At 67.1% G+C, this 21,360-nt stretch carries 21 protein-coding genes; 12 read left to right on the forward strand and 9 right to left on the reverse strand.

Features of this window, described 5'->3' with window-relative positions:
• Positions 1–14: 14 nt before the first annotated feature.
• Positions 15–692, reverse strand: a complete 678-nt coding sequence (locus NWF22_RS23055) for an LGFP repeat-containing protein (RefSeq protein WP_160904321.1) — start codon at positions 690–692, stop codon at positions 15–17.
• A gap of 168 nt (positions 693–860) precedes the next feature.
• Between NWF22_RS23055 and NWF22_RS23060 the strand changes: the two genes are divergently transcribed.
• Both NWF22_RS23060 and NWF22_RS23065 read left to right on the forward strand, forming a co-directional pair.
• On the forward strand, positions 861–1,382 hold the full coding sequence (locus NWF22_RS23060) for a DUF421 domain-containing protein (protein WP_160904320.1): 522 nt from the start codon (positions 861–863) through the stop codon (positions 1,380–1,382).
• Positions 1,383–1,484: 102 nt separating this feature from the next.
• Positions 1,485–2,723 (forward strand): wax ester/triacylglycerol synthase domain-containing protein, encoded by a 1,239-nt coding sequence (locus NWF22_RS23065; protein ID WP_160904319.1) that lies wholly within the window; start codon positions 1,485–1,487, stop codon positions 2,721–2,723.
• Positions 2,724–2,778: 55 nt separating this feature from the next.
• Here the strand turns inward: NWF22_RS23065 and NWF22_RS23070 are convergent, their stop codons facing one another.
• Positions 2,779–3,246, reverse strand: coding sequence for a nitroreductase/quinone reductase family protein (locus NWF22_RS23070; RefSeq protein WP_160904318.1), 468 nt, complete (start codon positions 3,244–3,246; stop codon positions 2,779–2,781).
• Positions 3,247–3,427: 181 nt separating this feature from the next.
• Between NWF22_RS23070 and NWF22_RS23075 the strand changes: the two genes are divergently transcribed.
• Complete coding sequence (locus tag NWF22_RS23075) at positions 3,428–4,912, forward strand: multicopper oxidase family protein (protein WP_160904317.1); 1,485 nt, start codon at positions 3,428–3,430, stop codon at positions 4,910–4,912.
• Here NWF22_RS23075 and NWF22_RS23080 read toward each other — a convergent pair.
• The gene (locus NWF22_RS23080) at positions 4,909–5,214 is read right to left on the reverse strand and encodes a hypothetical protein (RefSeq protein WP_202399088.1); all 306 of its coding nucleotides are present in this window, start codon (positions 5,212–5,214) and stop codon (positions 4,909–4,911) included. The genes NWF22_RS23075 and NWF22_RS23080 overlap by 4 nt on opposite strands.
• 99 nt (positions 5,215–5,313) lie before the next feature.
• On the opposite strand from NWF22_RS23080, the gene NWF22_RS23085 reads away from it, so the two are divergent.
• A complete protein-coding gene (locus tag NWF22_RS23085) occupies positions 5,314–6,075 on the forward strand; it encodes an alpha/beta fold hydrolase (protein ID WP_160904316.1) in 762 nt (253 codons plus the stop codon).
• Positions 6,076–6,104: 29 nt separating this feature from the next.
• Complete coding sequence (locus NWF22_RS23090; protein WP_160904315.1) at positions 6,105–7,832, forward strand: alkaline phosphatase D family protein; 1,728 nt, start codon at positions 6,105–6,107, stop codon at positions 7,830–7,832.
• Here the strand turns inward: NWF22_RS23090 and NWF22_RS23095 are convergent.
• Positions 7,801–9,381, reverse strand: a complete 1,581-nt coding sequence (locus NWF22_RS23095) for an aspartate:alanine exchanger family transporter (protein WP_160904314.1) — start codon at positions 9,379–9,381, stop codon at positions 7,801–7,803. The two genes, NWF22_RS23090 and NWF22_RS23095, sit on opposite strands and share 32 nt — an antisense overlap.
• A gap of 91 nt (positions 9,382–9,472) precedes the next feature.
• On the reverse strand, positions 9,473–9,904 hold the full coding sequence (locus tag NWF22_RS23100; RefSeq protein WP_160904313.1) for a PPOX class F420-dependent oxidoreductase: 432 nt from the start codon (positions 9,902–9,904) through the stop codon (positions 9,473–9,475).
• 140 nt (positions 9,905–10,044) lie between these two features.
• Here NWF22_RS23100 and NWF22_RS23105 point away from each other — a divergent pair, with 140 nt between their 5' ends.
• Together NWF22_RS23105 and NWF22_RS23110 are read left to right on the forward strand one after the other, a co-directional pair.
• Positions 10,045–11,715, forward strand: a complete 1,671-nt coding sequence (locus NWF22_RS23105; protein WP_160904312.1) for a cation:proton antiporter — start codon at positions 10,045–10,047, stop codon at positions 11,713–11,715.
• A gap of 79 nt (positions 11,716–11,794) precedes the next feature.
• Entirely contained in the window at positions 11,795–12,127 is a 333-nt protein-coding gene (locus NWF22_RS23110; protein WP_160904311.1) for a hypothetical protein, read from the forward strand.
• Between the two features lie 295 nt (positions 12,128–12,422).
• On the opposite strand, the gene NWF22_RS23115 is transcribed toward NWF22_RS23110, so the two are convergent.
• Positions 12,423–12,869, reverse strand: a complete 447-nt coding sequence (locus NWF22_RS23115; protein WP_160904310.1) for a type II toxin-antitoxin system Rv0910 family toxin — start codon at positions 12,867–12,869, stop codon at positions 12,423–12,425.
• Between the two features lie 98 nt (positions 12,870–12,967).
• Here NWF22_RS23115 and NWF22_RS23120 point away from each other — a divergent pair, with 98 nt between their 5' ends.
• The 3 genes from NWF22_RS23120 to NWF22_RS23130 all read left to right on the forward strand — a co-directional run bounded on the left by NWF22_RS23120 (position 12,968) and on the right by NWF22_RS23130 (position 16,485).
• Positions 12,968–14,098 carry a carboxylate-amine ligase gene (locus NWF22_RS23120; RefSeq protein ID WP_160904309.1) on the forward strand — a complete coding sequence of 377 codons (1,131 nt, stop codon included), beginning with the start codon at positions 12,968–12,970 and terminating at the stop codon, positions 14,096–14,098.
• A gap of 39 nt (positions 14,099–14,137) precedes the next feature.
• Complete coding sequence (ilvD, locus tag NWF22_RS23125) at positions 14,138–15,853, forward strand: dihydroxy-acid dehydratase (RefSeq protein ID WP_160904308.1); 1,716 nt, start codon at positions 14,138–14,140, stop codon at positions 15,851–15,853.
• A 77-nt stretch (positions 15,854–15,930) separates the two neighbouring features.
• The gene (locus NWF22_RS23130; RefSeq protein ID WP_160904307.1) at positions 15,931–16,485 is read left to right on the forward strand and encodes a DUF4334 domain-containing protein; all 555 of its coding nucleotides are present in this window, start codon (positions 15,931–15,933) and stop codon (positions 16,483–16,485) included.
• Positions 16,486–16,514: 29 nt separating this feature from the next.
• Here NWF22_RS23130 and NWF22_RS23135 read toward each other — a convergent pair whose 3' ends face one another.
• Entirely contained in the window at positions 16,515–16,952 is a 438-nt protein-coding gene (locus NWF22_RS23135; RefSeq protein WP_160904306.1) for a VOC family protein, read from the reverse strand.
• A 139-nt stretch (positions 16,953–17,091) separates the two neighbouring features.
• Between NWF22_RS23135 and NWF22_RS23140 the strand changes: the two genes are divergently transcribed.
• Complete coding sequence (locus NWF22_RS23140; RefSeq protein WP_160904341.1) at positions 17,092–17,682, forward strand: FKBP-type peptidyl-prolyl cis-trans isomerase; 591 nt, start codon at positions 17,092–17,094, stop codon at positions 17,680–17,682.
• 26 nt (positions 17,683–17,708) lie between these two features.
• On the opposite strand, the gene NWF22_RS23145 is transcribed toward NWF22_RS23140, so the two are convergent.
• Entirely contained in the window at positions 17,709–18,581 is an 873-nt protein-coding gene (locus tag NWF22_RS23145; protein ID WP_160904305.1) for a hypothetical protein, read from the reverse strand.
• A gap of 179 nt (positions 18,582–18,760) precedes the next feature.
• On the opposite strand from NWF22_RS23145, the gene NWF22_RS23150 reads away from it, so the two are divergent.
• Positions 18,761–19,531 carry a TspO-related membrane protein gene (locus NWF22_RS23150; RefSeq protein WP_160904304.1) on the forward strand — a complete coding sequence of 257 codons (771 nt, stop codon included), beginning with the start codon at positions 18,761–18,763 and terminating at the stop codon, positions 19,529–19,531.
• A 52-nt stretch (positions 19,532–19,583) separates the two neighbouring features.
• On the opposite strand, the gene NWF22_RS23155 is transcribed toward NWF22_RS23150, so the two are convergent.
• Positions 19,584–21,359, reverse strand: coding sequence for a GMC family oxidoreductase N-terminal domain-containing protein (locus NWF22_RS23155; RefSeq protein ID WP_160904303.1), 1,776 nt, complete (start codon positions 21,357–21,359; stop codon positions 19,584–19,586).
• Position 21,360: the final 1 nt, after the last annotated feature.

Consider the following 21,360-nt stretch of genomic DNA (forward strand, 5'->3'; position numbering starts at 1 on the left):
TCGCGAAAGTCTGGCTAATTCAGACCCAATGGCACGACCTTGCCGTTGACGGTCACGGTGACCTCGCCGGTCGTGGTGTTCTCGGTGACCTTGCCGTACTCGAAGATCACCACCTCCATGTCACCGTCGGTGGTCAGGTCACTGGTGGGCACTCCCAGCGGCCCGGGCGAGCCGTTCTTGCCGGTGAGCGACGGGGTGCCGTCTGGGGCACGCTCGGTGTTCCAGGCATCCCGGATCCCACCCGACGTGACCACATACGCCGGCGTCCCGGGATCGTCGTTCTTCGCGATGATCACGCCACCCTGGAACTGCTGGAACACCACGCCGCTCTCGCGGGTTCCGGCGTTGTGATCGCCGGTCAGCGGCTTGCCGAGGGCGTCTTTCTGAGCGTCGGTCGCCGACGCGTACTTGACGGCCAGCGGACCGGTCAGCGTCACCTCGACGTCGCGCTCCCCCATGATCGTCACGTCGGCTCCAGCGGCCTCGGCTGTCGTCTCGACAACCTCTTCTGTTGTGGTCTCCTCGCTGGGCACTGCCATCGACGACGATGCCACTGACGACGATGCCGCGACCGACGGGGCCTGCGATGTGGCGTCGTCTGTCGACTCGTCGCTGCCGCATGCCGCCGCGATCAACGTGACCGCGGACAGTCCGGCAACGAATGTGGTGCGACGGGAAGCGATCTGCCTCATGTATTCCTCTCGAATCTTCGACACATTGCCGATCCAACACGGCCGATCACGCGCGGTCGAACCGGGAATCCTGTTCGACCCTATCGGCATGACGACGCGCATGAGCCCTCGTGGCACGGGTCTCGCCGCGTCGGTGTCGCCGGTCGGGCAAGCGGGTATGTAGGGCTCATGTGGTTCGATTCGTGGTCTGACATCATCCGGGTACTCGCCGTGGGCACCGCGGCTTATGCGACGCTGGTCGTCACCCTGCGCATCTCCGGCAAACGCACGTTGGCCAAACTCAATGCCTTCGATCTCGTGGTGACCGTGGCGTTGGGTTCCACGCTGGCCACCATCCTGCTCAGTTCGGACGTGTCGTTCGCCGAAGGTGTCGTCGCCCTGGCAGTTCTCGCCGCCCTGCAGTACGTGGTCGCATGGGTCACGACGCGGCGGCCCGGCGTACGTTCGGCGGTGACCGCACGGCCGACCTTGCTGGTCGACAACGGCATCGTCCTCGCCGGCGCGCTCGCCCGACAACGTGTCGCCGTCGCCGAGGTGCACCAGGCGATCCGCGCGGCAGGAGTCGGCGATGTGGACGCGGTCGCCGCCGTCGTCCTCGAAACCGATGGCAGCATCAGCGTCGTCGCGACCGGCAAACTCGGCGACGGCTCGGCGCTCGAGGATGTGGACAGACCCGAAGAGTCCATCTGATCGACCACGTGCGACACAGCTGTGGCTCTTCTTCACCTCTCCTGCACGCTGATTCGTCGCGTTCCGGCCGTGACAATCACCCGGGTCGGGAACAATCGAGACGTGAGTGAGATACGTCCACCCGGTGACGCCGTGATCGGCCCGGCCGATGTCGCCAACCTGGTGTTCGACTCCGCCGACCGTGTCAACACGTTTGCGCTGGCCGGGCATCTGGGTCCGGGCGGATTCGTCGACCCAGACGGCGGTATCGATCTCAACCGGGCCCGGCAGATCTTGGGCCGCCGCGCACTGGGAGTGCCGCGTCTGTGCCAGATCGCCGACACCGCAGGCCGCGTGTGGCGCTGGCGCGACGCCACCGTCGACCCGGATCGCCACATCCGTACAGTCGCCGCGACAAGCCTCGAAGGACTGTGCGCACAACGCATGGCCGTACGACTGGACCGGGCATATCCACTGTGGGAGATAGTCCTGGTCCCGCGGATCAGCCCCGGGCATGCCGGAGTCGTCATCCGCATCCACCATGCCGTGGCCGACGGCCTGGCCGCCGCGGCGATGCTCGCCTCGCTGGCCGACCCAGATCCCGCTCTCACCGCTGTCCGACCGCCGACCATCGGCGATGATGCGGCGCGGCGCCGAGGTCTCGGCCAACTCTGGAAGGTCGTCACCGGCAGTCGGGTGCCCACGACGAGTTCGCTGCTGGGCACGACCGATGGGCCCCATTCGGTCCGGTTCGGCGAAATCGGGCTGTCAGCATTGCGTGCCGGGGCGCTCGCCGCCGATGGCACGGTCAACGAGGGCGTGCTGGCGGCCGTCGCCGGCGCGGTGAGCACGACGTTGCGGTCGCTCGGCGAGAACCCTCCGGAATCGGTGGCGGTGTCGGTCCCGGTGGCTCTCGCCCGGCGTCAGGGACAGGGCAACGCCATCGGTTCGGCGCTCGTGCCTCTGCCGCTGCGCATCGACGACCGTGTCGAGCGCATACGTGCGATCCACACCGGCGCCGCACCCGCGATCGCCGACGCACGTCACGCAGGTGAGTTCCCACCGGTCCACAGTCGTTGGATGATGCGTCAATTCGTTCGCTACAGCCTGCATCAACGCCGAATCGGTATGGTCACCAGTGACGTACGGGGTCCGGCACATCGCCTCAGCTTCGATGGTGCGCCCCTTCTCGACATGCATGCGGTCGGAACGCTCGGTGGCAACGTGCGCATCAGCATCGTCGCGGCCTCGTACGCCGGAATGCTGTCCTGGGGTGTGCACACCGCAGCCGCGATTCCCGCCGACACGATGGCCGACGCCCTCTCGACGGAAGTCGACGCCATCGCCCGCCTCGCACACTGACATCGGTCATCTCCCCGTGTCCCGCCCCATCTGTTCCGTGATCTCTTCTCGAGAATCACTGATGCTGCTCATCGGCAACGAGCCGAAAGATCGGCGGAATCCGGCCGAGTCGACGTTCGTAGCGGTCGTAGTCGGGTGCGATGGTGAGTATCCACGGCCACTTGTCGGCCGCGTCATCCTCGGTGAGGAGGTCGGCGCGCAACTGCAGTCGGCGACCGTCCAACTCGCCGATCAGCTGCGGGTGAGCGCGCAGATTGTGAAACCAGCCCGGTGGTCGGTCCATCCCGCTGTTGGCGGCGACGACGTACAACTGCGAGCCGTCCTCGAAGACCTGGACCAGAACGGTGCGGTCGCGACCCGACCGGCGGCCGGTGGTGGTCAGCACGATCGCCCGGCGCCGCCACAATGACGTGATCCGACCGTGGGTTCGTCGATACAGCCACACTCCGATGGCCACCGACTTGGTGTCGAGCGCATGCTCGAGCCGGGTCTTGCGTTCCTCGGACAATATGTGAACCGCCATGACCTCATCTCACTCGTCCGGCAGGTCCACGACGAGAGGCGTAGGTCATCTCGTATCGTCCTGTTGCCGCCGGGCGGTACAACTTCCAGGCGACGCGTACGCTGAGTCTTATACCCCTCTGGGTATAGAGGTGACGGAACAGACGATCGCGAGTACGCGACCGAGAGGGGATTCAGCACCGATGAGCGAACCGATCTCCCGACGGCAGGTCCTGACCGTCGGGGCGCTCGGTCTCGGCGCGGTCGCGGCGGGGGCCACCGGACTGATAGTCGGCACGCGATCGTCGTCGCCGGCGGACTCCGACGGTTCGTCCGCCGCATGGGCCGAACCCCAGGTCATCACCTCCGAGGACGGCATCCTCGAGCTCGATCTCACCCTCGCCGAGTCCGACGTGACGGTCGGCGGGACGACCGTCCGGATGCTGACCTACAACGGAACCGTCCCCGGCCCCACCCTGCATCTGCATCCGGGCGATCGCCTGCTCGTACATCTGCACAACGGTCTCGACCACCCCACCAACCTGCACACCCACGGCCTGGTGGTCTCCGCGGACGGCAACAGTGACAACCCGTTCATCCGCATCGGTCCCGGCGACACCTTCGACTACGAGATCGTCCTCCCCGACGATCACCCGTCGGGGGTCTGCTGGTATCACCCCCACCACCACGGCACGGTGGCCGACCAGCTGTTCGCCGGGCTCTACGGCGCCATCATCGTCGACGAGGAGGACTGGACCGCAGGTGCACCTCGAGTGGTCGTCATCTCGGATGTGACCTACCGCGGCGGGCAGGTCGCCGCCGTCACGCCGATGGAGCGCAGGGCCGGACGGACCGGCGAAACGCTGCTGACCAACGGACGGATCCGCCCGGCGCTGCACGCACCCGCCGGCAGCAATGAGCGGCTGCTGCTGATCAACGCGTGCGCGAGTCGCTACCTCGATCTGCAACTCGCCGGCCTGAACGCGGAGATCCGTGGCCTCGATAGCGCACGCCTGTCCGCGCCGACCACCGCGGATCGATTGCTACTCGCACCGGGCAATCGGGCAGATCTGGTGGTCACCGTGCCAGCCGCACCGGCCGACCTGGTCTCGGCCACCTACGACCGCGGCCAGATGGGTATGGGCATGATGGGCGGGCAGTCCACCGTGTCCCCCGAGGCGACCGTGCTGTCGTTGGTCCCGGACACCGGTGTGCAGCGGTCGACGATCGCCGAGCCGACTCGGGCGGTCGCCACCGATCTGCGGGATCGCCCTGCCGACGCCACTCGGACACTGACGTTCAGCATGGGCGGCGGTATGGCGGGTGGCGGGGGCATGGGAAACGGGGGCATGGGCGGCGGCCAGTTTCTGATCGACGGGCGCACGTTCGATCACGGCCGGATCGACCAGAACGTGCGACCGGGCACCGTCGAGGAGTGGACGATCGCCAACCAGTCGCCTATGAATCATCCTTTCCACCTTCATATCTGGCCGATGCAACTGATCCGGCAGGGCACGGTGGACGTCGCCGACGTCGACGTCCGTGACGTCATCGATGTGCCCGCACGCCAGTCGATCACCGTCCGGATCGCGTTCGACCGGTTCCCCGGGAAGACGGTGTATCACTGCCACATCCTCGACCACGAGGATCTCGGGATGATGGGCGTCATCCGAATGGCGTCGAGTTAGACCTCGAGCGCGGTCGCGTCGAGATCTTCCGGAGACGTGTCCCAGATGGCACTCCAGCGGCCCACCACCCCGAGTGAAGGTCCGGCGGGCCGCTGAGGTGCCATCTGGGACACAGACCGCATGATCATCACGGCTTCGGCGAGATCCCACTCAGCACGTCCACGTCGTGGGCACGCACGGCCATGCCGCCGGCGATCCTGCACCGGGATACCCCTCGCCCGCAGGTGATGGTCGTGGTCGGTGAGCATCCCGCCCCGACGGATGGTGATCAACCGAGGATCGCGCTGCGGCGACAGGATCATGGACTCATGGTCGACCCGCTGCATCGGACACCAATGATTTCCGCGCATGTGCGGAGTCCACCAGACCAGAACGCCCACAAGCGAGCCCACGGAGGACCGATGATTGTCGACCTGCACCACGAGACCTATGGCACAGCGAGTGCGCGCATCCCGCTGGTCCTCGTACACGGTGGAGCAGGCACGATCGGATCGCACTGGGGCGCAGCGATCCCATACCTGTCCACCGATCGCCTCGTGGTCGGCGTCGAACTACAGGGTCACGGCCACACGCCACATGCGGCCCGCGAGTACAGCTTCGAGAACTCGGCAGACGACATCGCTGCGGTGGTGTGTTCGCTCGGCCTCTCCCCTGTCGACATCATGGGCTTCAGCAATGGCGGTCCCACGGTCCTGCGGTTCGCTCAGCGGCATGCCGACTTGGTCAACCGCACCGTGGTGGCCTCAGGCTTCTATCGCCGCGATGGGTTCATCGACGGCTTCTGGGACGGTTTCGACGACCCGACGATCGACTCCATGCCCGGCGCGCTGGTCGAGGCCTATCGGGCCATCAACCCGGATCCCGCCGATCTGCGCCGCATGTTCGACCTCGACGTCGCCGTCATGCGCGGGTTTCGGGACTGGGACGACGTCGAGCTCGCCGGCCTGCGCGGACCCGTGCTCTACGCGAGCGGCGATCAGGATGTGGTGCTCCCCCAGCACACGATCCGCATGGCGTATGCGACGCCCGGCGGCCGAGCACTGATCGTGCCCGCCGGACACGGCGACTACCTCGGCAGCACCGACTCCGGGCCCGTGGACCGGGCCCTGACCGAGTCGTGCCTGACGTTGATCCGCGGGTTCCTCGACGACGAGCCGGGCTAGTTCACAGGAACTCCACCTAGGCTGGTCCGATGGCTCTTGTTCTCGGACCGGTCCTCCGACACGTCGGGGAGACGACGGCAGTCGTGTGGGTTCAGACCGACAATCCAGGTGACGTGGAGATACTCGGGTGCCGAGCCCGAACTTTCGAGGTGCACGGCCACCACTTCGCCCTGGTCGTCGTCGACGGTCTCGCTCCGGATTCCACCACGCCCTATGAGGTCACCGTCGACGGTGCGGTGCAGTGGCCGGCAGCCGACTCGCCGTTCCCGCCGAGCGTCATCCGTACGCGCGGTCCGCGTTCGGCGACCCGCAAGCGTGTCGTGTTCGGTTCCTGCCGGTTCCCGCGAACCGACGACCCGGACCTGGACGCGCGACTGGGCGTCGACGCACTCGACTCCTACGCGGCGCGCCTCGCCGGACTGTCGCACGAACTCTGGCCGGACGCGCTACTCCTGCTGGGTGACCAGGTGTACGCCGACGAGCTCACCCCACACGCACGGCGCAACCTCGCCGGCAGACGGCGCGCCACCGAACATCCCGAGGACGAGGTGGTCACATTCGACGAGTACGCCAGCCTCTACCGTCACACCTGGGGCGATCCCGAGATCCGGTGGATTCTTTCCACGGTGCCGACCGCGATGATCTTCGACGACCACGACATCCGCGATGACTGGAACACATCGGCGGCGTGGCGGGAACAGATCAACCGCGAACCGTGGTGGCGAGAGCGGATCCGCGCGGGCCTCGCCTCGTACTGGGTGTATCAGCACATCGGCAATCTCAGTCCGGCGTCCCTTGCCGCGGACCCGGAATACCAATCGGTACTCGCCGCCGAGGGTGATTGCTGGACCCAGCTGGTTGATCTCGCCGATCGCGCCGACACCGAGGTCGACGGGCGCAAGGGCCTGCGGTTCAGTTTCCGCTGGGATCTGGGTCGTGCACGTCTCATCATGGTCGATTCCCGCAACGGCCGAGTGTTCACCGATGGCACCCGTAACATGCTCAGCGACAACGAGTTCGACTGGCTGGCCGAGCAGATGAACGACCGACCCGACGACGTCGATCATCTGATGATCGGCTCGTCGCTGCCGTGGCTGCTGCCCCCGGTACTCGGCGACGCGGAGACGGTGAACGAGATCGCGGCAGCGCACCCGGGCATTCGGGGACGGATCGCCGAGAAGATCCGGCAGGCAGCCGATCTGGAACACTGGCAGGCGTTCGGTCGCTCGTTCGAGCGGCTGACCGCATTGATCGGCGACCTCGCCGCCCGGCCGGCGCATGCACCGGCAACCATCACCGTCCTGTCTGGCGATGTCCACCACAGCTACGCGGCGCGCGTCGACTTTCGCGCCGCTGTGCATTCCGACGTGTACCAACTCGTGTGCTCGCCGGTGCACAACATGGTGCCCGCCTTCGTCAGACCGATGTTCATCGCCGGCTGGTCGTCGAGGGTGGCCCGGCTGACGAGACGGTGGGCACGCCACCGGGGCGCGCCCGCGTTGCCGATGACCTGGTCGAAGGTGAACGGCCCCATCTTCGGCAACACCATCGCCACCGTCGAGTCGTCCGGCCGCTCGGCACGCGCGATCTTCGAGCAACCCGGCGACGACGGCGAACTGTCCACGGTGTCGGATATCCCGCTGACCACGTCGCAGGAGCAGCGCTCGCCCGGCCCGGTCCACGCGTCATCCGACGCACTCGTGCCGGCGGCCGATCAGAAAAGCCTCAGAAGTACACCACCATCAACTGGGCGATGAACACCTTGATGATCATGCTGACCGGGAACAGCACCGCGTAACCCAGCGCGACCCGCTGGTCGGGGACCTTGCCCATCGCATACGCATACGGCGCCGGGTTGAGTTGTGAACCGGTGAGGCCGCCGAGTGCGCGGGCGGTTCCGTACTGCAGCAACGAACGCAGAGCGAACACACAGATCAGCGCATGTGCCGCCGAGATGGCCACGCCGAGCAGGACAAGTTGCAGCCCGTCGTCGGCGAGCGCGTCCACGAGCCCTGAACCGGCACCGGTACCGACCGCCACCAAGAAGACCATCAGGGTGAACTGGTTGAGCGTGTTGGACACGTTGCCCGGCAACGTCCAGACGATCGGGCCGGTCCGGCCCAGCGCCCCGAGCACGACGCCCGCGATCAGCGGGGCGGTCGCGGTACCCAGCACCAACGTCCCACCGCCGGGCATCGGGATCTCCACAAACGCCAGCATCAGTCCGATCGTCAGCCCGAGTCCGAGACCGATGGGGTTGATGTCGCCGGCGGTCCGTTCGGAATCCCCGAGATCGTCGGCGACGTCACGCAGGCGGTCCCTTGGTGCGGTCACGCGCAGCCGATCCCCGGTCTGCAGCACCAGATCGGGAGTGGCGATCAGATCCACGTCGCCGCGGCGCACCCGGCTCACAACGGCGTCGAAACGTTCCTCGAGTCGCAGCTCGTGCAACTGCCGGCCCGCGTGGGTGCGGTTCGACATGATGATGCGACGGAAGTCGATGTCGGAGCGATCGCGCCAGAATTCGTCACCGCTCTCACGACCGAGGTCCGCCACCAAGCCGTCGACGACGTCCTCGCGAGCTGTGACGGTGAGCAGGTCTCCGGCCGACAGCTGCTCGGAATCGTGTGCGATGACGGTGCGGCCGCCGCGGGTCAACCGCGACACGACCGCGTCGTAGCGTTCGCCCAACCCGTGCACCGTCAGATCGGGCTCCCCGACGATCTCCAGGGTGCGGATCACGATCGGCGCGACCTTCTCCTGGTCTTCGGCGGTGGGCCGACGCCGGCCGACCCCGATCAGGTAGGCACACGCGAGAATGGTCAACAGGACGGTGATCGGATAGGCCACCGCATATCCGATGGCGGGTTGGGGCGGGATGTCACCGCCGTCGGCGAGTTGCTGCTGCACCGCACCGAGTGCGGCCGTCGCCGTGCCCGCCCCCGAGAAGGCGCCGGCGATCGTCCCGATGTCGAAGCCGAGGGCCTTGCCCAGACCGAGCGCAGTACCCGCCATCGCGAGGATCGCCACCACCGATACCAGCACCGGTTTCCACCCGGTCCGCAACGCACGAACGAACGACGGTCCGGCCGCGATGCCGACCATGTAGCAGAACACGCACAGCGACAGGTTCGTGACGATCTGTGGCAACGCGACGTCTTCGTCGATGGCCGACAGCGCCAGCGCCACGAACAGTGCTCCGGCCGGGCCGAATGATACGGGCCCGAAGGGAATCCGGCCGATGAGTGCACCGACACCGACGCAGAAGAACAGGGTGAGCAACGGACTGTCCACGAACCACTGCATCGGATCTCCTGGGGAAGGCAGGTCGCGTCCTGGCGTAAGTCACTCTATTGCGACGTATCCGATCGTGCTGGGGAATCGGTGTGGCCACCCGTCAGCGCAATCTGGCCCCGTACACATGTGACACCTTCAGGACCATCAATACCCGTCGGTCGGCCACCATCACGGCGCGGTACTCGTCCCAATCGGGATGCTCGCCGGCGCCGAGTCGGTAGTACTCGACCAGCGCGTCGACCTCGGCGGAGTCCGGCGCGTCGGCCGGCCCGATCAAGGTGACGTGCCCCTCCGCGGTCGCCCAGGTGTATCCGTCGGGCCCGGTGAACTCGACTGCCGCCCGCGGGTCCCGGCGCAGATTGGCGGTTTTCGCCCGTCCCTCGGTCATCGAGACGTAGATGGTGTCGTCGTCGCGGTCGTAGACGCACGTGACGGGAGACAGTTGCGGTAGACCGCTGCGCTTGATGGTGGCCAGGATGCCGATGCGGGTCTCGGCGATCAGGTCGCGGGGATCGAAGTCGTGTTCGGTCATGTCATGGCCAACCAGGGTTGTGCACGGCGCATTCCGACCGGTCGGAGCAGGACGTTGAGAACCGACGCGCCGGGTTGGGTTGCCGTGTCCGATTCGCGCGTTAGGTTTAGGGGCACAGTGTCGGACGAAAGAGTTGCAACGTGGTGGAACCGCACGACTTCGTGCTGATCGCGGGCATCCTGGCCATCGCGGCGGTTGCCGGTCTGGTGGCGACCAAGCTGCGGCAGCCGATGATCGTGGCGTTCATCGGCGTCGGCATTCTGGTGGGTCCCACCGGCACCGGGTGGGTCACCACCAACGAGACCATCGACCTGTTGGCCCGCCTCGGCATCGCGATCCTGCTGTTCCTCGTCGGTCTGCGCCTGGACATGAACCTCATCCGGACCACCGGACCAGTGGCCTTGATCACCGGTGTCGGGCAGGTGTTGATCACCGGCATATTGGGTTACCTGCTGGGCATCGCGTTCGGGATGAGCGCTGTCCCCGCGTTCTATGTTGCGATGGCCCTGACGTTTTCGTCCACGATCATCATTGTCAAACTCCTCTCCGACAACCGTGAGATCGAACAGTTGCACGGCCGGATCGCCGTCGGACTGCTGATCGTGCAGGATCTCGTCGTCGTGGTGGTGATGATCGCGATCAATGCGTTCGGCCGAGAAACCGACGACACGATGATGGTCAGCGTGGCGCTGGTGCTGGCCAAGGGCATCGGGCTACTGGTCGGTATCGCCCTGCTGATGCGATACGTGTTGCCCTGGTTACTCCATCAGGTGGCGAGGTCCCAAGAGTTGCTCGTGCTGTTCGGCGTGGCCTACGCGATCGCCCTCGCCGCGGGCACCGAGGCGCTCGGTTTCAGCTCCGAAGTCGGCGCCTTCCTGGCGGGGGTGTCGCTGGCTGCCACGCCGTATCGAGATGCGCTCGGCGCCCGCTTGGTGAGTCTGCGCGATTTCATGCTGTTGTTCTTCTTCCTCGATCTCGGTGCCGGTCTGAACTTCGCCGACGCGTCCGGACGTATCCCGCAGATCGTGGTGCTGTCGTTGTTCGTCCTGATCGCCAAACCGCTGATCATCATGATCCTGATGGCTGTTCAGCGATACCCGCCGCAAGTCGGATTCATGACGGGGCTGCCGCTGGGTCAGATCTCCGAGTTCTCGCTCATCCTGGCAGCACTCGGCCTCGGTCTCGGACACATCACCGACACCACTTCGAGCGTGATCACCGTGGTCGCTCTGGTGACCATCGCCGGATCCACATATCTGATCCGGTTCTCCCACCGGCTCTACCGATATCTCGAACGGTGGCTGGGAATCTTCGACCGCTCTCCGACCCGCCACCTGCCGCCAGACGACACGGAGGTCGACGTCGACGCGATCCTGTACGGACTGGGCCGCTTCGGCCGCCACATCGCCGACGAATTCAGTGCCGCCGGACACCGGGTGCTCGCGGTCGATTTCGACCCGCACCGCCTGGCGTCGAACGCGCGTCCGGGCGTCAGGTCCGTCTACGGCAGCGCGTCCGACCTGCACTTCCTGGAAACGCTGCCACTGTCCCGGGCACGCTTCATCATCAGCACGATCCCGACAATGGACGCCAATCACGCGCTCTTGCATGCGTTGCACCATCACGGCTACGGCGGCCATGTGGTGATGACCGCCCATCATCCACATGATGCCGAGCAGTTGCGTGCCGCCGGTGCGGACATCGTCCTCGAACCCTTCTCGATGGCCGCCGAGGCGACCACCGACCTGCTCGATCACCTGATCACCGGTGATCCAGGACGCGAACCGGAGGACCCCTCCCGCGACGAGTAGTCGTGTCGAGCACCGCATCCGCATGTGGTTAGGCTGGCGCTGGCCACGCACGACACCAGGTCCCACCGTGAGGAGATTCATGCCCGACTTTCGTGTACTGCTCACTGCCGGAGCCGCCGGGGCAGTCGCCGCCAATGTGGTGCCGCACCTCGCCCACGGGCTCACCGGCACACCATTTCCGACGCCGTTCGCCGACCCGCCGGGAGTCGGCGACTCCTCGCCCGGACTCAACGTGGTGTGGGCATCGATGAACGCGGCCGCGGCTGTGGGCCTTCTCTACGCGGGCCGCGCGCGACTGACAGATCCCGCCTTCGTCGGCGTCGGGGGCGCAAGCGCGGTGGTGTCGGCAATGGCACTGCGGCGGTACTTCGCACGCGTTCGCCCGACCCACAACGAGGGCGGCCAGGACTGACAGCCATGTTCGCCGGTGCCGCCGTTTCTGCATTTCCGGCTGCGGGTATCCCCCGATCATGTCGAGCAACGAGGCCGCCGATCTGACCGTCGTGGTGGTCGGTGCCACCGGCAATGTGGGGACGAGTGTGGCCGAGTACTGCGATGCCCGTCCGGTTGCGGTGTTCCCCCTGCCTGGTCGAGGTCGGGCTGGGGGCCGCATCGCGTGCACATCTCGTTCCGGCGACCGCAGGGTTGTTCGACGAGCTTCGCACTCGGGTCGGAGGTACCGACAGTTGAGCGATTGTCGACAGCGATCAGCGGCCTTCGGTCGAACCGCCCAAGTGGGCCAGATTCTCGATGGATTCACGCACATCGGACTCCATCAACCGCGCCACGAACCGGCCCACCGGTCCGTTGAGGAGCCCGCCGCGCAGCGTGGCGTCCAGCGTGAACCGAGAGCCCTCATCGACGCCGTCGACCCGCATGGTGAGATCGATGTGAACACCACCGCGGCCCTTGCCGGACAGCGCGATCGCCGTGGGCTCCTCGTAGCAGGTCACCCGCCAGTGGATCACATTGCGAAATCCCTTGACCTTGATCAGCGAGGACACCTCGGTCCCCTCGTCGATCTCGTCCGGCACGTCGCTCTTCCATCCTCCGAATATGGTCATCCATTCCGAGAAGCGGTGCAGGTCGGAAGCCAGCTTCCAGGCCTCCTCCGGGCTCATCTCCGAACGGATGCCGACATCGACTCCTGCCACACGTGCCTCCCCTTTGTCGTGAACCTACGGATCTTTGTCGTGAACCTGCGGATCCCGACCCAGAATTCGGCCGTACGTCTCGACCGGACGATGTCGTGATGTGCCCCGCAGATGTGTCGACCACCGACGGTACCGACTCGGCCGGCATCCCGAGGATCGGTGTCGAAGAAGAATTCATCCTGGTCGACACGTCGACCGGCCATCCGGTGGGACGCAACCGGGAGGTCGCCGAGGCGGCCGCGCGCCGCGACGTGCATCTGGATCTGGAATTGACGACCTGCCAGGTGGAGATCGCAACCCCCGCGTGCTCGACGAGTGGGGAGGTACTCGCTGAGCTGCGGCGTCTGAGGTCGGTGGTGGCGGCTGCCGCGCACGAGGTGGGCGTCGGCGTCATCGCGACCGGCGTGCCACCGACGGTGCCCGATGCCTTTCCGATCACCGACACCGAGCGGTATCGCCGCATCGGGGAACACTTCGGCATGCTCGCGCACGAACAGGGCATCTCCGGCTGTCACATCCACGTCGACGTCGTCGACCGCGACGTCGCCGTCGGCGTCAGCAATCATCTGCGTCGGCGGCTCCCGGTTCTGCTCGCCCTGTCGGCCAATTCGGCCATCTACCGCGACTCCGACACCGGGCATGCCAGTTGGCGTTCGGTGCTGTGGAACCGCTGGCCGGCGTCGGGTCCCCCACCGCATCTGCGCTCCCGACAGCACTTCGAGCAACTCGTCGACATGTTCGTGTCGTCGGGCGCGATCCTCGACGACCATATGGTCTATTGGGACATCCGGCCGTCGGACCATCTGCCCACCATCGAGATCCGGATCGGCGACGTCCAACAACATGCCGCGGACGCAGCAGGTCTCGCCACGCTGGTACGGGCGCTGGTGATGACCGCGACCGCCGACCTCGCCGCCGGTCGCGTCGCTCCGGAGGTGGACGACGCGGTCCTCTCCGCAGCGCTCTGGAAGGCGGCCCACGACGGCATCGACGGTGACGGGATCGATGTGCTGACGCAGCAGTCCGCAGCCGCGCGCGACATGGTCGCCGGGCTCATCGCCGACATCGGACCGAGTGTGGCGAAGCTCGGCGACCAGGATCAGATCGAGCACTACCTGACCCGCCTGGATCGGCACGGCAACGGCGCCGTCCGGCAGCGTGCCCGGTTTTCCGAGCACGGCCGCGGATCGGCGGTCGTGGCGGCCGCCATGCTCGCTTTCACCGAGTGACGCCACCGATCACCCGGGCACGGCACTAGGGTTGCCGTCATGACCGATCCAACTCAGCCCGACACGGACATCGACATCAAGCCCCGCAGTCGCGACGTCACCGACGGGCTCGAGAAGACCGCAGCGCGCGGCATGCTGCGAGCGGTCGGGATGGGCGACGACGACTGGGTCAAACCGCAGATCGGGGTCGGCTCGTCGTGGAACGAGATCACCCCGTGCAATCTCTCGCTCGACCGCCTCGCGAAGGCCGTCAAGGAGGGTGTGTATGCCGCCGGCGGCTATCCACTGGAGTTCGGCACGATCTCGGTCTCCGACGGTATCTCGATGGGCCATGAAGGCATGCACTTCTCACTGGTCTCTCGAGAGGTGATCGCCGACAGCGTGGAGACCGTCATGAACGCCGAGCGACTCGACGGATCGGTGCTGCTCGCCGGCTGCGACAAGTCGCTGCCCGGGATGTTGATGGCGGCGGCCCGGCTGGACCTGGCGAACGTATTCCTCTACGCCGGTTCCACATTGCCCGGCTACGCCACGCTGTCCGACGGGGCCGAGCGGCAGGTGACGATCATCGATGCGTTCGAGGCGGTCGGGGCCTGCTCACGGGGCCTGATGAGCCGCGAGGACGTGGACACGATCGAACGGGCGATCTGCCCGGGCGAGGGCGCCTGCGGTGGGATGTACACGGCGAACACGATGGCCAGCGCCGCCGAAGCGTTGGGGATGTCGCTACCCGGCAGCGCCGCTCCCCCGGCCCCTGATCGGCGTCGTGACCGGTATGCACGGGAGAGCGGTGAGGCGGTCGTGCAGATGCTGCGCCGCGGCATCACCGCCCGCGACATCATGACCCGCGAGGCGTTCGAGAATGCCATCGCCGTGGTGATGGCGTTCGGCGGGTCCACCAACGCGGTCCTGCACCTGCTCGCCATTGCCAACGAGGCCGAAGTACCCCTGTCACTCGACGACTTCGCACGTATCGGCGCCAAGGTGCCGCACCTGGCCGACGTCAAACCGTTCGGCCGGCACGTGATGACCGATGTGGACCGGATCGGCGGTGTTCCGGTCGTGATGAAGGCGCTGCTCGACGCCGACCTGCTGCACGGCGACTGCCTGACGGTGACCGGCGAGACCGTCGCACAGAACCTCGCGGGCATCGCGCCGCCCGACCCCGACGGGCTGGTGCTGCGCGCCACCAGTGAGCCGATCCATCCGACCGGCGGCATCACCATCTTGAAGGGATCACTCGCCCCGCAGGGCGCCGTGGTGAAATCGGCCGGCTTCGACTCAGACGTCTTCGAGGGGGTCGCCCGGGTCTTCGATCGCGAACGCGCGGCGATGGATGCACTCGAGGACGGCACGATCACCGCCGGCGACGTCGTGGTGATCCGCTATGAGGGCCCCAAGGGCGGCCCCGGCATGCGCGAGATGCTGGCGATCACCGGGGCCATCAAAGGTGCCGGCCTCGGCAAGGACGTACTCCTGATGACCGACGGCCGATTCTCCGGCGGCACCACCGGCCTGTGCGTGGGCCATGTGGCCCCGGAGGCCGTCGACGGCGGCCCGATCGCCCTGGTGCGCGACGGCGACCGCATCCGCCTGGACGTGGGCAAGGGCACGCTGGATCTGTTGGTCGATCCGGACGAATTGGCGCGGCGCGCCGACGCCTTCGAGCCGTTGCCGCCGCGCTACACCCGCGGCGTGTTGGCGAAGTATTCGAAGCTGGTCACATCCGCGTCGGAGGGCGCCGTCTGTCGATGACCGACCATGCGGACCGCTCGACGGGCAGGTGATGACACATGATGGTCCATCTGTGTCTTGCTGCGTAGGATCGTGCCATGCACCTGACCGAATTGATGGACAACGTTCCGTCCACCACGGAAGCGGCACTGGAACTCTTCGACTCGGCACCCGCTGTCGAGACCGACGCCATGATCGGCACGTGGCGCGGCGCCGAGCTCCCGACGAACCATCCGATGGACGGTCTGCTGGCGGCGAGCGGATGGTGGGGCAAGCAGTTCGTGGACGCCGAGACGGTGCATCCACTGTTGTTTCCCACTCCCGACGGCCAGGCGTTGTGGCCGATGAATCCGGCCTTTGCATTCAGTGGGGTGCCGCTGGCCGCCAAGGCTCCGTCGATCAAGTCGATGTCCTTCGGTACACCGATCGCCGCCACCCGACTGCTGTGGCGGGCCCGGTCGGCCAAGGCGCGCCTGCGCACGACCCGATACCGCGGCGTCGACACCGCCACGATGCTCTACGACCAGCTACCGATCAATGACGTGTTCCGGCGGCTCGCCGACGACGCCGTGCTCGGCGCGATGGACCTGAAGGGTTCGGATCGGCCGTACTTCTTCGCCCTGCGGCGCGACAACTCTCTGCCCGTACGCTGATCGGCACCGGCTCGCCGACGGATCTGCGGTCAGTCGAGGCAGAACTCGTTGCCTTCCGGATCAGCCATCACGATGTGGCCGCCTTCCAGCGGTGGCGCCGGTTCGTATCGGGCGATGCGGGTGGCTCCCGCTCTCAGCAGTCCAGCACATTCGGCCTCGAGCGCGGCCATCCGTTCCTCGCCGGTCAGGCCCGGTGCCGCGCGCACATCGAGGTGCAGGCGGTTCTTGCCGACCTTGGACTCGGGCACCCGCTGGAAGAACACGCGTGGCCCGTGACCGTCGGGGTCGACGATCCCGGACGCGTCGTTGCGACGATCCGGCGGGATGCCCAGCGCGTCGAGGGCCGCATCCCAGGAATCGAATCCCGGCGGCGGACTCTGTACCCGATATCCCAGGGCCGCGCTCCAGAATTCGGCCAGCGTGCCCGGATCGGCGCAGTCGATCGTGACCTGAAGTTCCCGGGACATATCTGCCTCACTCCCACGATGGTCGGTGCGCGACCCACCACTGGTCATCGGCGAGCGGCGGGATCGCAGTACCCATCCTGCCCGGCCACCAGGACAGCCGGTGTCCGCTATTGCCGACTCGCTCGGTAGCGTTGCGGCCATGTTCACGGTGCGCCGAGCGGCGCTGGCCTCGACCCTGCTGCTGACCATGGCGCTGAGCGCCTGCAACTCCACCGACGACGCCACCTCGGAGTCGACCGGGCAGGCCGCGGCGAGCACCGTCGCGACCACGGACTGTCCCTCGGGTGCACCCGACACCTCGGCCACCCCGGCGTGGGAGTTCAGCGGGGCGACCGGCGCGATCGCCGTGATCGCCCCCACCGATGACGCCGCCCCGGGCGTCGAGGTCACCACACCCTTCTCGGTCGACGAGACCACCGTGCAGACGTTGGAGCCCGCGTCCGGCGCGATCGTGGAGGACACCGCAACCGTCTCGGTGTGCTACCTCGGGGTCAACGGGCGTGACGGCTCGGTGTTCGACAGCAGCTACGAACGCGGCGCCCCCGCCGAGTTCCCCCTCGACGGCGTGGTGACCGGCTTCCAGAAGGCCATCGCCGGACAGAATGTCGGTGCCACCGTGGCGGTCGCGATGACCTCGGCGGACGGGTATCCGCAGGGCAATCCGCAAGCCGGAATCCAACAGGGCGACACCCTGGTGTTCGTCATCGAGATCCTCGGCGCCGAGGGCTGATCGGCGAAACCCCGCAGATCGCGGCCCTACCCGTCGGACTCCAGCCGCGCCACGTCGTTCCGCGCCACGTCGAGCTCATCGTGTGCGCGGTCGAGAGCGTCGCCGGCCGTACGGAGTTGCTCGGCGGCCGCGTCGACCTGACGCAGCGCGAACCGCAGCTCGGCATCTCGCCGTTCCAGCTCAGCGCGTAGCCGTGCGCAGTCCTCGGCGAGTTCGTCGGCACGAGCACGTGCCGCGGCCATCTCCTCCTCGTGTTCGGCGACGTCGGCGGTGGCCGATCGTTCGGCATCCTCGGCCTCGGCGAGAGCTTGCCGGGCTCGTCGCAGCGCCAGATCCTTGTCGCTCGCGCGCGCCGGTTCCGGCGCTTCGGACTCGGGCTCCGCAGCGGCCGGCTCGGTGTCGGCGTCGGGTACGACGAAGACCGCGGCCGGCCCGAAGCCGCTGTACTCGGCTGCGGTCACGAAATGTCCACGCCGCAGCAGCTCGGCTATCTCCTCGTCGGCCACCGCGGCGCGCAGAGACTGTCCCACCTCGCGGGTCGCGTTGTCCGACAGTGACACACCCTGCTGCCGGGCGCCGCGCGCGACCGACGTCGCGCACTCGGCGACCAGTGTCTGTCGCCGGCCGGCCAACTCGCGCAATCGATCCGCCGACGACCTGCGCTGTGCAGCGAGCAGTTCGGCCGCCAGGTCGAGCAGCGCCGCGACGCCGTCGGGATCGGTACGTACCCATTGATTGATCGCCCAGGCGACCTGCGTGGGCCGTCGCAGTGACGTGATCTTCCGAGCCAACTCGCGATCGCCGGCCGCTCGAGCCTCGCGGGCGAGTTCGGTGCGTCGCCCGACGAACTCGCCGGGCATCATCCCGTACAGCTCGTCGGTCACCTCGTCGATGGTCATCGGCCCATCCCGACGCAGCCGACGACGGTCCGGCCGGGCGCCCGGCTCATCGCTTACCGCTCACTCGCACACCTCATCACTACCGCATCGTCCTAGGGTGGTGACCGCGGTCGGCCCCTGCCACCACCCCGCCCGGCCGTCGGTGATGGCCCGCCGAGAATATGCCTACCCTGGGCGGCATGGCTGCCCAAACGCGTGTGAACACATCCCTGGCCATCGTCGCGCTCGTGGGTGCGATAGCCCAAATCCTGGCTCCCGTGGTCCCGTTCGCGGGTATCGGCGCATCTCCCAACGAGTCGACCGTAGATCTGCTGATCACCCCCGCCGGCTACACTTTCTCGATCTGGAGTGTGATCTACCTACTGTCGTTGGTGTTCGGCGGAATGATGGTGCTGACCAGATCGACGGGCACCGGCGCCCCGGCACGGGTCACCGCCGACGTCTCGGTCGCGTTCTTCGGCGCTGCCGTCTGGATTCTGTTGTCGGCGGCCGAGTGGCGGTGGATCACCTCGATCGTCCTGACGATCATGACCGTGGCCCTCATCGACGCCGCCCGCATCGCTGCCGGTCCGCGCGATCCGGACACACCTGCGTGGCGTGCCGCCCTCACCCGCGTGCTGGTCGGCATCTACGCCGGCTGGGCGACCGCCGCCGTGTTCCAGAACTGGGCGTCGGATGTCGCCGCCGCCGGCGCCGATGCCGACGCGCTGGGATGGCAGATCGCCATATTGCTGGCGGCCGCGGTGTTCGCGATCATCGTCACGTTGTTTCTGGGCGGGGTTCTGATCGGCTATCCCCTCACGGTGATCTGGGCGTTGATCGGCATCATCGTCACCGCTGCCGGTGAGACACCGACCGTCGCCGCAGTCTGCCTGGCCACGATCTTCGTGTTGGTGATCGCCACCGGGATCTCGCTCTACGCGATCCGCTTGCGCGCTGACAACGTGTGACGTGACGACACCGCATTGGCCGCCACGCCATTCTGCGACGCCGACCCCCGACTCAGAGGCCGAGTTCGACCATCCGGCGGGTGATCCGATCGTCGGTGGTGACCACCGGCGCGTCCGAACCCACCCAGGCGTCACCGCCGAAGTAGGTGGTCATGATCTTCTCGGCGGTGCGGGTGGCGATCGCCTGGGTGGTGAGCGTGGGATTGGGTCCGCCGAGCGAATTGGCGAGCACCGAGTTGTCGGCGATGAACAGCCGATCGACAAACCTCGCCTCCCCGCTGGGCCGGGCCACCGAATTGGTGGCCGAGTCCCCCATCCGCATCGACGAATGCACATGCAGCAGCAACGGCGCCCAATCCAGTCGGTAGACAGTCCGCGCCCCGGCCTTGCGTAGCAGCTGTGCGGCCCTGGTCGCTACGTATTCGCGGTTACGTCGGGTCGGCGCGGATCGTTTCCGGATGTCGATGTCGATCTTCGCGACCGCTCCATTCGAGTCGGCGGGCATCGCCGAGGGGACGATCCGGCATTCCGGCTCCACATGGTCGTCGGTGATACACAGGATGTTCAGCATCCGATCGATGCCGTGCGCCATGAACTCGCGCAGTTCCGCACCGGCCAGGCGACCGGTCGGCCCGTCCCAGGCTCCCCGCATCCCGCGCCCGTTGGTGTACTGACCACGAATCCCACTGTTGGACAACGTCATCGTGAACGCCTGGATCGCGGGCGTGACACCCGAGTTCTCCAGACACCCGTAGCCGGGCAATTCGACCCGCGCACACGAGTTCGCACCCCGGGTGTTGCCGGTGTCCACATCGAACAGGCCGACGACCCAGTCGAACCAATGATCGGTGTGTCCACGCCCCACCCAGTCGTTCGGGTTGGGCAGGCCGCTGTTGAACCACAGCCGCGGACTCTCGGTGGCGCCGGCCGACAGCACCACGACCCGGGCGTCTTCGCGCGATTCGGCGCCGGTCGTGTTGTCGCGCCACGTGACACCGGTGGCGCGGGTCTTCTCGCCTCGTTTCTCGGAATGGATCTGCACCACGAAGCAGTCGGTCTTGAGTTCGACCGCCCGTCCGCCCGGTCGCACCGCGTCGGCGGCCAGACCGAGCGGGACGTAACTGTTGTCGGTCGACCTGCGGGCGAAGAGATTGCGTGGCGCCCGCGCAGGTTGGTAACAGCCCTGAAAGCAGTGACCGCAGAAGGTGCACCCGCTGGCCTGAGGATGGACGAGGAGTTCCGACTGCGAGGTCCTCCCCGCGGTGCCCCCTGGGTGCAGGATGCAATTCGGTTGCGGGCGAAAGGAAGCACGGGTGGTGTCCCGGGACCGCTGCAGCGGCAGCCCCAGCCCCTCACATCCCCGGAAGAACAGCGCTTCCTTGGTGCCCATCGGCGCCGGCTTGACCGGAAGGGTCTCCTCCACCCATTCCAGATAGGGCACCAGTTCCCGGTAACCGAACGGGAAACGGTGTGCCGTGTCGTACCGGGCCGCATCAGCACCTCGATAGTCGGCGAACACACCCGGGTACGGTCGTGGACTGTTGCCGAAGAAGTGTTGGGTGGTGCCGCCGACGCCGGCCAGCTCCCAGACGAAGCTGTTCTGCGCCCACTCCCGATACCAGCCCGCCTTGCTGCGGTCCGCGGGCCCGAAGCGCAGGAATCCGGCCGTCGGGTCATTGGCGTCGAACTCCAGGTGCGACCACTGACTCTCCGGATTCGCCTGCCGCGGACCGCCTTCGAGAAGCAGCACGTCGAGGCCTTGGCCGGCGAGTTCGGCGGCCACCACCGGGCCACCACCACCGGCACCGATCACGATCACGTCACGCACA

The sequence above is a fragment of the Gordonia mangrovi genome, assembly GCF_024734075.1.
In the GTDB taxonomy this organism is placed as follows: Bacteria; Actinomycetota; Actinomycetes; order Mycobacteriales; family Mycobacteriaceae; genus Gordonia; species Gordonia mangrovi.

What these genes read in the sequence shown, in the direction of transcription:
- NWF22_RS23085 (WP_160904316.1), top strand. Translation starts at nt 5,314, where the DNA reads ATGATTGTCGACCTGCACCACGAGACCTATGGCACAGCGAGTGCGCGC.
- NWF22_RS23080 (WP_202399088.1), bottom strand. Translation starts at nt 5,214, where the DNA reads ATGATCCTGTCGCCGCAGCGCGATCCTCGGTTGATCACCATCCGTCGG.
- NWF22_RS23130 (WP_160904307.1), top strand. Translation starts at nt 15,931, where the DNA reads ATGCACCTGACCGAATTGATGGACAACGTTCCGTCCACCACGGAAGCG.
- NWF22_RS23140 (WP_160904341.1), top strand. Translation starts at nt 17,092, where the DNA reads ATGTTCACGGTGCGCCGAGCGGCGCTGGCCTCGACCCTGCTGCTGACC.
- NWF22_RS23145 (WP_160904305.1), bottom strand. Translation starts at nt 18,581, where the DNA reads ATGACCATCGACGAGGTGACCGACGAGCTGTACGGGATGATGCCCGGC.
- NWF22_RS23100 (WP_160904313.1), bottom strand. Translation starts at nt 9,904, where the DNA reads ATGACCGAACACGACTTCGATCCCCGCGACCTGATCGCCGAGACCCGC.
- NWF22_RS23055 (WP_160904321.1), bottom strand. Translation starts at nt 692, where the DNA reads ATGAGGCAGATCGCTTCCCGTCGCACCACATTCGTTGCCGGACTGTCC.
- NWF22_RS23075 (WP_160904317.1), top strand. Translation starts at nt 3,428, where the DNA reads ATGAGCGAACCGATCTCCCGACGGCAGGTCCTGACCGTCGGGGCGCTC.
- NWF22_RS23070 (WP_160904318.1), bottom strand. Translation starts at nt 3,246, where the DNA reads ATGGCGGTTCACATATTGTCCGAGGAACGCAAGACCCGGCTCGAGCAT.
- NWF22_RS23060 (WP_160904320.1), top strand. Translation starts at nt 861, where the DNA reads ATGTGGTTCGATTCGTGGTCTGACATCATCCGGGTACTCGCCGTGGGC.
- NWF22_RS23090 (WP_160904315.1), top strand. Translation starts at nt 6,105, where the DNA reads ATGGCTCTTGTTCTCGGACCGGTCCTCCGACACGTCGGGGAGACGACG.
- ilvD (WP_160904308.1), top strand. Translation starts at nt 14,138, where the DNA reads ATGACCGATCCAACTCAGCCCGACACGGACATCGACATCAAGCCCCGC.
- NWF22_RS23095 (WP_160904314.1), bottom strand. Translation starts at nt 9,381, where the DNA reads ATGCAGTGGTTCGTGGACAGTCCGTTGCTCACCCTGTTCTTCTGCGTC.
- NWF22_RS23150 (WP_160904304.1), top strand. Translation starts at nt 18,761, where the DNA reads ATGGCTGCCCAAACGCGTGTGAACACATCCCTGGCCATCGTCGCGCTC.
- NWF22_RS23110 (WP_160904311.1), top strand. Translation starts at nt 11,795, where the DNA reads ATGCCCGACTTTCGTGTACTGCTCACTGCCGGAGCCGCCGGGGCAGTC.
- NWF22_RS23120 (WP_160904309.1), top strand. Translation starts at nt 12,968, where the DNA reads ATGTGCCCCGCAGATGTGTCGACCACCGACGGTACCGACTCGGCCGGC.
- NWF22_RS23135 (WP_160904306.1), bottom strand. Translation starts at nt 16,952, where the DNA reads ATGTCCCGGGAACTTCAGGTCACGATCGACTGCGCCGATCCGGGCACG.